Source organism: Variovorax sp. 20P10.2.4, assembly GCF_058244205.1.
In genome coordinates this window covers 1-8,132 of record NZ_JBZAYE010000324.1, presented here as the reverse complement: position 1 = coordinate 8,132, position 8,132 = coordinate 1, and the positions used below count along the sequence as shown (strand labels likewise).

The following is an 8,132-nucleotide window of genomic DNA, read 5'->3' as shown; positions in this document are numbered from 1 at the left end:
AGCAGTCGGCCAGCGCCTCGCGGCTCGCGGGCCTGAACTCGATCACGCGCCAGGGGTGCAGCGCGCCATGGTCGGGCGCGCGCAGGCCGGCCTGCAGCAGGCCGTCGAGTTCCTCGGGATTGGGGCCGGGCGGCCGCAGCCGGCGCGGCGAGACCGAACGCCGCGTCAGCAGCACTTCGAGGATGCGCTCGGCACCCGTCATGTGGCGCCACCTCATGGTCAGCGCTGCGGTTCCCCGTGTTCGAGCCGCTCGACCCAGGCGGCCTTGCGGCGCAGCACCTCGCCGATGTCGTGCGCGTCGGCCTGGCCGACCAGGAAGGACTGGCTCTCGCCGCCGGGCGCCACGATCGACAGCACCACGCCGCCGTCGTCGTCGAGCGTGCGCTCGACGCGCCATTCCTGGACCTGCGTCACCTGGCGCAACTCGGGCCGGCCGGAGATCGAGCGGACAACGGTGTCGTGGGCTGAGGCGCGCATGGTCGGCGGTCGGTCGGGGTCCTCGTGGGACATGGGGTGGATCTGGCGCCGCGGTCCCGGGGGTGGAAGGTCTTCGACGCTGTATCTGCCAGTATATGGAGGAGCCTCGGGATGTGCACCCTTCGCACCCCCGATGCACACTGGATTTACCCTAATAAAACCTGGAACCCTTGTTCCATCGCCGAGCCGTGCCGGCGCGTCATGCAACAATTGCGCCGTATCTTCATGAACACGACGCAATCGCTCATCACGCAGACCGACTGGCACCCGCTGGTGCTGTCTATCCAGGTCGCCAGCGTGGCGACGGTGCTCGCGCTGGTCGTCGGGCTGGCGCTGGGCTGGCTGTTCGCGCGCAAGCGCTTCTGGGGCCACAGCGTGCTCGAGGCGGTGTTCATGCTGCCGCTGGTGCTGCCGCCCACGGTCATCGGCTACGGCATCCTGGTGGTGGCGGGCCGGCGCAGCCCGCTCGGTGCCTGGCTGCGCGAGCACTTCGACTACACCATCATCTTCAGCTGGCACGGTGCCGTGGTGGCCTCGGCCGTGGTCGCGCTGCCGCTGGTGCTCAAGTCGGCCAGCGCCGCCTTCGCGGGCGTCGACCGCTCGCTCGAGGCCGCGGCCAGCACCCTGCGCCAGTCGCGCTTCTCGGTGTTCGTGCGCGTCACCCTGCCGCTGGCCTGGCCCGGCATCCTGGCCGGCACGCTGCTGGCGTTCGCGCGCGCCATGGGCGAGTTCGGCGCCTCGCTGATGGTGGCCGGCTCGATTCCGCAACAGACCCAGACCCTGTCGATGGCGATCTACGACGCCGTGCAGGCCGGCCACGACGACCTCGCGCTGCTGCTGGTGATCGTGACCTCGCTGCTGTCGATCACGGTGCTGGTGCTGTCCAACCGTTTCTTTTCCCTTCGCTGATTCATCCAGGAGCTTCGCATGCGTTCCATCCGCGCCTTGTCGTCCCTCGCCCTCGCTTCCGTCCTCGCCCTGGCGATCCCGCTGGGCGCCGCCGCGCAGCAGATCACCGTCTCGGCCGCGGCCAGCCTGACCGACGCCTTCAAGGAGATCGGTCCCAAGTTCGAGGCCGCCAAGGCCGGCACCACGGTGCGCTTCAATTTCGCCGCCTCGGGCGTGCTGCTGCAGCAGATCGGCCAGGGCGCGCCGGTCGACGTGTTCGCGAGCGCGGACCAGGAGACCATGAACCGCGGCGTCGAGCAGAAGCACATCGACACCGACACGCGCAAGAACTTCGTCAGCAACAGCCTGGTGCTGATCGAGCCGTCGAAGGACGGCGTGGGCGTCAAGAGCCTGCAGGACCTGGCCGGCCCGGCCGTGAAGAAGATCGCCGTGGGCAAGACCGCCACCGTGCCGGTCGGCCGCTACACCAAGCAGGTGCTCGACGCCGCCAACCTCTGGACCACGCTCGAGCCCAAGTTCGTGCAGGCCGACAGCGTGCGCCAGGTGCTCGACTACGTGGGCCGCGGCGAGGTCGAGGCCGGCTTCGTCTACCGCACCGACGCGGCCGTGATGGGCGACAAGGTCAAGATCGTGCTCACGCCCAGCGGCAACAGCCCCGTGACCTACCCGATCGCCGTGGTGGCCGAGAGCAAGCAGAAGGCCGTGGCCAAGGACTTCATCGACTTCCTCTCGAGCGACGCGGCACAGGAGGTGCTCACGCGCTATGGTTTCGGCAAACCATGATTGATGTCGATCTGAAGCTCACGGTCACCGACGGCAGCCGCCGCTTCGACCTGGCCGCGCGCTTCTCGACCGACGTTCCCTTCGCCGCGCTCTACGGTCCCTCGGGGGCCGGCAAGTCGCTGACCCTGCAGGCCATCGCCGGCCTGCTGCGCCCCGCGGGCGGCCATGTGCGGCTCGACGGCCGCACGCTCTACGATGCCGCCGGCGGCATCGACGTGCCGGCCTCCGAGCGGCGCGTGGGCTACCTGTTCCAGAACTACGCGCTGTTCCCGCACCTCTCGGTGCGCGAGAACGTGGCCTTCGGCCTGACCTCCTGGCGCCGCCGGCGCCTGCCGAGCGAGGAGGCCGACAACGTGCAATCGCTGCTCGATCGCTTCGGCCTCGCCGCGCTGGCCGACAGCCGGCCGCAGAAGCTCTCGGGCGGCCAGCAGCAGCGCGTGGCGCTGGCGCGCGCGCTGGCCTGCCGGCCGCAGGTGCTGCTGCTCGACGAACCCTTCGCCGCGCTCAACCCGATGCTGCGCGCCGAGCTGCGCGAAGAACTCGCCGAGGTGCGCCGCGGCTGGGGCATCCCGGTGCTGATGATCACGCACGACATCGAGGACGTGCTCGCGCTGGCCGACGTGGCCTTCGTCTACAAGGACGGCCAGGTGGTGCGCGAGATCGACCTGCACACCGCCGAGAGCCGCGAGCTCTCGCTGCGCGAGGCGGCCGGCGTGCCGGCCGTCGAGGACACGCCGCTGCGCAGCAAGCTGCGCGGGCTGCTGATGCAGGACGCGCCGGGCGCCTGAGCTGGCTCAGCCGGCCACGAGCTGGCGCACCACCTCCTCGAGCGTCACGCGCCCCTTGCGCACCGAGGCATCGTCGCCCTCGAAAGCAATCCAGCCCTCGTTGAAGCCGTCGAGCATCTGGATGCGCGGCACCGGGTCGCGCATGCCCTGTTCGCGGAACAGCGCGCCCCAGGTCTGGCGCGGCACTGCCTCGGCCTGCACCGGCCGGCCGAGCACGCGCGCGAAGGTGGCGGCGATCTCGTGCTGCGTCACGCGCGCCGGGCCCTCGAGCTCGACCACGCGCCGGCCCTGCCAGTCCTCCTGCAGCAGCTCGGCGGCCACGCGGCCCACGTCGAGCGTCGAGACCATCGGTACCGCCCGCTCGAGCGGCTGCAGGAAGCCGGACAGCATGCCGCGCTCGCGCGCCGGCGCCACGTCCCAGGTCAGGTTGTCGAGGAACCAGGCCGGCCGCAGCAGCGCGAGCGGCAGCGGCAGGGGCGACAGGCCTTCCTCCATCAGCGAGCGCTGGCTCAGCAGGTTCGGCTGCGTGGCCTGCGCGCCCACGGTCGAGAGGCAGACCACGCGTGCGGGCCGCGCCGCCTCGAGCGCCTGGCGCACGGCCGCGATGACCGCGCGCGCTTCGGGAAAGCCCGGCAGCGGATCGAAGCACGGCGGCGGTAGCACGAACACGCCGGTGCAATCGGCGAAGGCGCGCGCCAGCGCGTCGGCGTCTTCCATCTCGGCGACGGCGACCTCGCAACCGAGCGCGGCCCAGGGCCGGGCCTTGTCGGCATCGCGCACGATGGCGCGGACTTTCTGGCCCGAAGCGAGCAAGGCGCGCGCGGCGGCGCCGCCGACCTTGCCCGTGATTCCAGTGATGGCATGCATGTGATTTCTCCTTGAACGAATGCGACGGGGTGAATGCTAGGAATCGCAAGCCTTTGAGTAAATGCCGTGCAGCTCATATCATTCGTGACTCCAAATCACGGATGAATCCATGGCCCTCGACGGACGACTGCTTTCCAACGTCAGCGTGCTGGCCGCCGTCGTCGACAGCGGCAGCTTCGCCAAGGCGGCCGATGTGCTGGGCGTCACGCCCTCGGGCGTGAGCCGGGCCATCGCGCGGCTTGAGGCGCGCATCGGCGTGCGGCTGCTCGACCGCACCACGCGCTCGCTGGGCCTGACCGACGAGGGCCGCGAGCTCTACGCCAGCATCAATCCGCTGGTGCTCGGCATCGAGGACGCGGTGACGCGCGCCAGCGGTTCCGCGGGCGCGGTGCAGGGCCGGCTGCGCGTCAACGTCGACGCCTTCACCTCGCGGCTGCTGCTGGCGCCGCACATCCATCGCTTCGTCGAACGGCATCCGCAGCTCTCGCTCGAGCTCATCGCGCGCGACCAGCTCGGCGACCTCGTGGGCGAGGGCTTCGACATCGCGCTGCGCTTCGGCACGCCGCCGGCCTCCTCGCTGGTGGCGCGCAAGCTGATCGAGACCCGCGTCGCGACCGTGGCCGCGCCCGGCTACCTCGCGCGCCATGGCCGGCCCGCGAAGCCGGCCGAGCTCGCCCGGCATGTCTGCATCCAGGTGCGCGATCCGCTGACCGGCCAGCCCTTCGCCTGGGAATTCCGCCGCGGCCGCAAGGCCATCGAGGTGCCGACCGCGGGCCGGCTGCTGCTGACCGATCCCGGCACCATCCTCGGCGCCTGCGTCGCGGGCGCGGGCATCGCGCAGATCAAGGCGCTGGGCATCCAGGAACTGCTCGATGCCGGGCAGCTGGTCGACCTTTTTCCCGACTGGCCCGACGAGCGCTTCTCGCTGCACGTGCTCTATCCCTCGCGCCACCTGCCGGCCGCCAAGGTGCGCGCCTTCATCGGCTTCGTCGAGGAGCTGCTGGCGCCGCGCGCCGCGGGCTGAACCGGCCCGGCGCGCGCACGGCTGATCGTCTTGCATCGCATCGGCGATACAATTGAGCGATGAAAACCGCCACCATCCCGTCGTTGCGCGTGGAGCCCGAATTCCGTAACGAAGTCGAGCAGGTGCTGGGCGAGGGCGAGTCCTTGTCGCAATTCGTCGAGTCCGCGATACGCGCGCGCGTTCAACAGCGCAAGGATCAGGCCGAATTCGTGGTCCGCGGCCTCGCGTCGTTGGCCAGCGCACGTCGCAGCGGCGCGTATGTCGATGCGGGTGAGGTGGTCGATCGTCTCAAGACAAAGCTCGAGGTGGCCAGGAAACGGCAGCGTTCGGCGCACCGGTGAACTACAAGGTCCGCTTCACCCTCCAGGCGGTCGAAGACCTGGAGCGGCTCTATGACTTCATCATCGAGCGGGAACTCGCGCGGGGCGGGGACCTGGTACTGGCGTCGCGAGCGCTCGACGCCATCGAAAGCGGCATCGCCACGCTGGGTTTCTCGCCGTTCACCTGCCGCAAGGCCGGCGACAGCCCATGGATCCGCGAGCTCGTGATTCCGTTCGGCGGGAGCGGCTATGTCGCGCTGTTCGAGATAGAAACGAACGAGTCGATCGTCGTGGCCGCCGTCAGGCATCAACGGGAAGACGACTACCACTGAGCCGGGGCCGGCCCTGGGGCGCGACGGATCGTCATTTCCGTTTTGAATCGGAGCATGTCCCGATTCAATTTGACGCTCCCGGCGCGCGCGGCGAACACTCGGTCGCATGAGCATTGGCGATATCGGCGAACAGAAGATCGAGTTCTACAAGGGCCCCGCGGGCGGCTGGGGCGCATTGCGCAGCGTGAAGAACACGCTGCTGCGGCAGGACATTCCCCTCAAGGGTGCGAAGACCCTGCTGTCGGCCAACCAGCCCGACGGCTTCGACTGCCCGGGCTGCGCCTGGCCCGACCGCAACCATGCCTCGACCTTCGAGTTCTGCGAGAACGGCGTGAAGGCCGTGGCGGCCGAGGCCACCGCGCGCCGCGCCGGGCCCGAGCTGTTCGCGAAGCACACGGTGGCCGAGCTGATGCAGCAGAGCGACTTCTGGCTCGAGGACCAGGGCCGGCTCACGCACCCGATGGTGTACGACCGCGCGAGCGACAGGTACCGCCCGATCGAATGGGACGCGGCCTTCGAGCTGATCGCGCGCCACCTCAATGCGCTGCCCGATCCCAACCAGGCGATCTTCTACACCTCGGGCCGTGCCAGCAACGAGGCCGCCTTCCTCTACCAGCTGTTCGTGCGCGAGTACGGCACCAACAACTTCCCCGACTGCTCGAACATGTGCCACGAGCCCAGCGGCAGCGGCATGCGGCCGCAGATCGGCGTGGGCAAGGGCACGGTCACGCTCGACGACTTCGACAAGGCCGACGCGATCTTCATCTTCGGCCAGAACCCCGGCACCAACCATCCGCGCATGCTCGGCGAGCTGCGCGCGGCCTCGAAGCGCGGCGCGCGCATCGTGAGCTTCAACCCGCTGCGCGAGCGCGGCCTCGAGCGCTTCCAGGATCCGCAGAGCAAGATCGAGATGGCCACGCTGGGCTCGACGCCGATCAGCACCCACTACTACCAGCTGCGCGTGGGCGGCGACTTCGCGGCCCTCAAGGGCATGATGAAGCACGTCATCGAGCGCGACGACCAGAGCATCGCCGCCAGCGGCGCCTCGCTGCTCGACCGCGAGTTCATCGCCACCCACACCGCCGGCTTCGAATCGCTGGCCGCCGACCTGCGCGCCGAGTCGTGGGAGCTGCTCGAACAGGAGTCGGGCCTGTCCGAGGCCGACATCCGCGCCGCGGCCGAGGTCTACCTGGGCGCCAAGCGCGTCATCGCCTGCTGGGGCATGGGCATCACGCAGCACCAGCATTCGGTGGCCACGATCCAGATGATCGTCAACCTGCTGATGCTGTGCGGCCACATGGGCCGCGAGGGCGCGGGCGCCTGCCCGGTGCGCGGCCACAGCAACGTGCAGGGCGACCGCACCATGGGCATCTGGGAGAAGCCGCCGGCGGCGCTGCTCGACCGGCTGCAGCAGGTGTTCGGCTTCGAGCCGCCGCGCGAGAACGGCTTCGACACCGTGGAGGCGATCCAGGCCATGCTCGACGGCAAGGGCCGCGTGTTCTTCGCGCTCGGCGGCAACTTCGCGGCCGCCACGCCCGACACCTATCAGACCTGGAAGGGCCTGCGCCAGTGCGACCTGACGGTGCACGTCGCGACCAAGCTCAACCGCAGCCACGTGGTGCACGGGCGCGAGGCGCTGATCCTGCCCTGCCTGGGCCGCACCGAGATCGACATGCAGGCCGCCGGCGCGCAGGGCGTGACGGTGGAGGACTCGATGAGCATGGTGCACATCTCGATGGGCATCAATCCGCCGGCCTCGGAGCAGCTGCTGTCCGAGCCCGCCATCGTCGCGCGCCTCGCGGCCGCCACGCTCGGTGCGCGCAGCCGCACGCCGTGGCTGTGGATGGTCGAGGACTACGCGCGCATCCGCGACAAGATCGAGGCCGTGTTCGACGACTTCGCGGACTTCAACACGCGTGTCGCCACGCCCGGCGGCTTTCGCCTGCGCAACACCGCGAGCGAGCGCGTGTGGAACACGCCACAGCACAAGGCCGTGTTCTTCACCCATGCGGTGCCGACCGACACGCCGGTGCACCGCGCCCGCGCGCGCCACGGCCGCAAGGGCGACGCGAAGGTCTTCACCCTGCTGACCACGCGTTCGCACGACCAGTACAACACCACCATCTACGGCATGGACGACCGCTACCGCGGCGTGTTCGGCCAGCGCCGCGTGGTGTTCATCCATGCCGAGGACATCCGCGCGCTGGGCTTCAAGGACGGCGACTGGGTCGACATCCTCACGGTGTGGGACGACGGGCAGGAACGGCGCGCCGACCGCTTCAAGCTCGTGGCCTACGACATCCCGCGCGGCAATCTCGCGGCCTACTACCCCGAGACCAATCCGCTGGTGCCGCTGTCCTCGGTGGCCGAGAACGCGGGCACGCCGACCTCGAAGTCGATTCCCGTGATGCTGGTGGCGCACCTCGCGCAGGCCGAGGAAGGCCCGGCCTCGGTCACGGGCGAAGAGGTCGCGGCCTGAGCCTCGCGCGTGCCATGTCCGACGCAGCGAACGACGCCCTGCCGCTGCCCGCCGCGATCCTGCTCGCGCTGGCCGAGTTCGAGGCCGAGGGCCTGGAGAGCGTCTCGCTGCCGCGCCTGGGCAAGCGGCTCGGCCAGGGCGCGAGCGTGCTGA

10 protein-coding genes are annotated in these 8,132 nt (G+C 69.9%); 7 read left to right on the top strand and 3 right to left on the bottom strand.

The annotated features are described in order from the left end of the window. The coding region (locus AC27VN_RS25305) for a nitroreductase family protein (protein WP_490878301.1) at positions 1 to 217 on the bottom strand (217 nt) is incomplete at its 3' end. 2 nt (positions 218 to 219) lie between these two features. Further along, positions 220 to 477 (bottom strand): hypothetical protein, encoded by a 258-nt coding sequence (locus AC27VN_RS25300; protein ID WP_093341257.1) that lies wholly within the window; start codon positions 475 to 477, stop codon positions 220 to 222. A 225-nt stretch (positions 478 to 702) separates the two neighbouring features. On the opposite strand from AC27VN_RS25300, the gene modB reads away from it, so the two are divergent. From modB to AC27VN_RS25285, 3 genes are read left to right on the top strand one after another with little or no spacing between them, the layout of a single operon-like run. Continuing rightward, complete coding sequence (gene modB, locus AC27VN_RS25295) at positions 703 to 1,386, top strand: molybdate ABC transporter permease subunit (protein ID WP_093340902.1); 684 nt, start codon at positions 703 to 705, stop codon at positions 1,384 to 1,386. A gap of 18 nt (positions 1,387 to 1,404) precedes the next feature. Continuing rightward, positions 1,405 to 2,169, top strand: a complete 765-nt coding sequence (modA, locus tag AC27VN_RS25290; protein WP_296778854.1) for a molybdate ABC transporter substrate-binding protein — start codon at positions 1,405 to 1,407, stop codon at positions 2,167 to 2,169. After that, positions 2,166 to 2,957: an ABC transporter ATP-binding protein gene (locus AC27VN_RS25285; RefSeq protein ID WP_490878300.1), complete on the top strand. Its 792-nt coding sequence runs from the start codon at positions 2,166 to 2,168 to the stop codon at positions 2,955 to 2,957. Before modA ends, AC27VN_RS25285 begins: the two co-directional genes overlap by 4 nt. Positions 2,958 to 2,963: 6 nt before the next feature. On the opposite strand, the gene AC27VN_RS25280 is transcribed toward AC27VN_RS25285, so the two are convergent. Continuing rightward, a complete protein-coding gene (locus AC27VN_RS25280) occupies positions 2,964 to 3,824 on the bottom strand; it encodes an NmrA family NAD(P)-binding protein (protein ID WP_490878299.1) in 861 nt (286 codons plus the stop codon). A 109-nt stretch (positions 3,825 to 3,933) separates the two neighbouring features. Between AC27VN_RS25280 and AC27VN_RS25275 the strand changes: the two genes are divergently transcribed. The 4 genes from AC27VN_RS25275 (at position 3,934) to AC27VN_RS25260 (ending at position 7,979) form a co-directional block, all read left to right on the top strand. Next, the gene (locus AC27VN_RS25275) at positions 3,934 to 4,848 is read left to right on the top strand and encodes a LysR family transcriptional regulator (protein ID WP_490878298.1); all 915 of its coding nucleotides are present in this window, start codon (positions 3,934 to 3,936) and stop codon (positions 4,846 to 4,848) included. Positions 4,849 to 4,907: 59 nt separating this feature from the next. Further along, the gene (locus AC27VN_RS25270) at positions 4,908 to 5,189 is read left to right on the top strand and encodes a YlcI/YnfO family protein (RefSeq protein ID WP_209541700.1); all 282 of its coding nucleotides are present in this window, start codon (positions 4,908 to 4,910) and stop codon (positions 5,187 to 5,189) included. After that, complete coding sequence (locus tag AC27VN_RS25265; protein WP_490878297.1) at positions 5,186 to 5,500, top strand: type II toxin-antitoxin system RelE/ParE family toxin; 315 nt, start codon at positions 5,186 to 5,188, stop codon at positions 5,498 to 5,500. The genes AC27VN_RS25270 and AC27VN_RS25265 overlap by 4 nt, the downstream gene beginning before the upstream one ends. A gap of 121 nt (positions 5,501 to 5,621) precedes the next feature. Continuing rightward, positions 5,622 to 7,979 carry an FdhF/YdeP family oxidoreductase gene (locus AC27VN_RS25260; RefSeq protein ID WP_490878302.1) on the top strand — a complete coding sequence of 786 codons (2,358 nt, stop codon included), beginning with the start codon at positions 5,622 to 5,624 and terminating at the stop codon, positions 7,977 to 7,979. Positions 7,980 to 8,132: the final 153 nt, after the last annotated feature.

What these genes read in the sequence shown, in the direction of transcription:
- AC27VN_RS25270 (WP_209541700.1), top strand. Translation starts at nt 4,908, where the DNA reads ATGAAAACCGCCACCATCCCGTCGTTGCGCGTGGAGCCCGAATTCCGT.
- AC27VN_RS25275 (WP_490878298.1), top strand. Translation starts at nt 3,934, where the DNA reads ATGGCCCTCGACGGACGACTGCTTTCCAACGTCAGCGTGCTGGCCGCC.
- AC27VN_RS25300 (WP_093341257.1), bottom strand. Translation starts at nt 477, where the DNA reads ATGCGCGCCTCAGCCCACGACACCGTTGTCCGCTCGATCTCCGGCCGG.
- modA (WP_296778854.1), top strand. Translation starts at nt 1,405, where the DNA reads ATGCGTTCCATCCGCGCCTTGTCGTCCCTCGCCCTCGCTTCCGTCCTC.
- AC27VN_RS25285 (WP_490878300.1), top strand. Translation starts at nt 2,166, where the DNA reads ATGATTGATGTCGATCTGAAGCTCACGGTCACCGACGGCAGCCGCCGC.
- modB (WP_093340902.1), top strand. Translation starts at nt 703, where the DNA reads ATGAACACGACGCAATCGCTCATCACGCAGACCGACTGGCACCCGCTG.
- AC27VN_RS25280 (WP_490878299.1), bottom strand. Translation starts at nt 3,824, where the DNA reads ATGCATGCCATCACTGGAATCACGGGCAAGGTCGGCGGCGCCGCCGCG.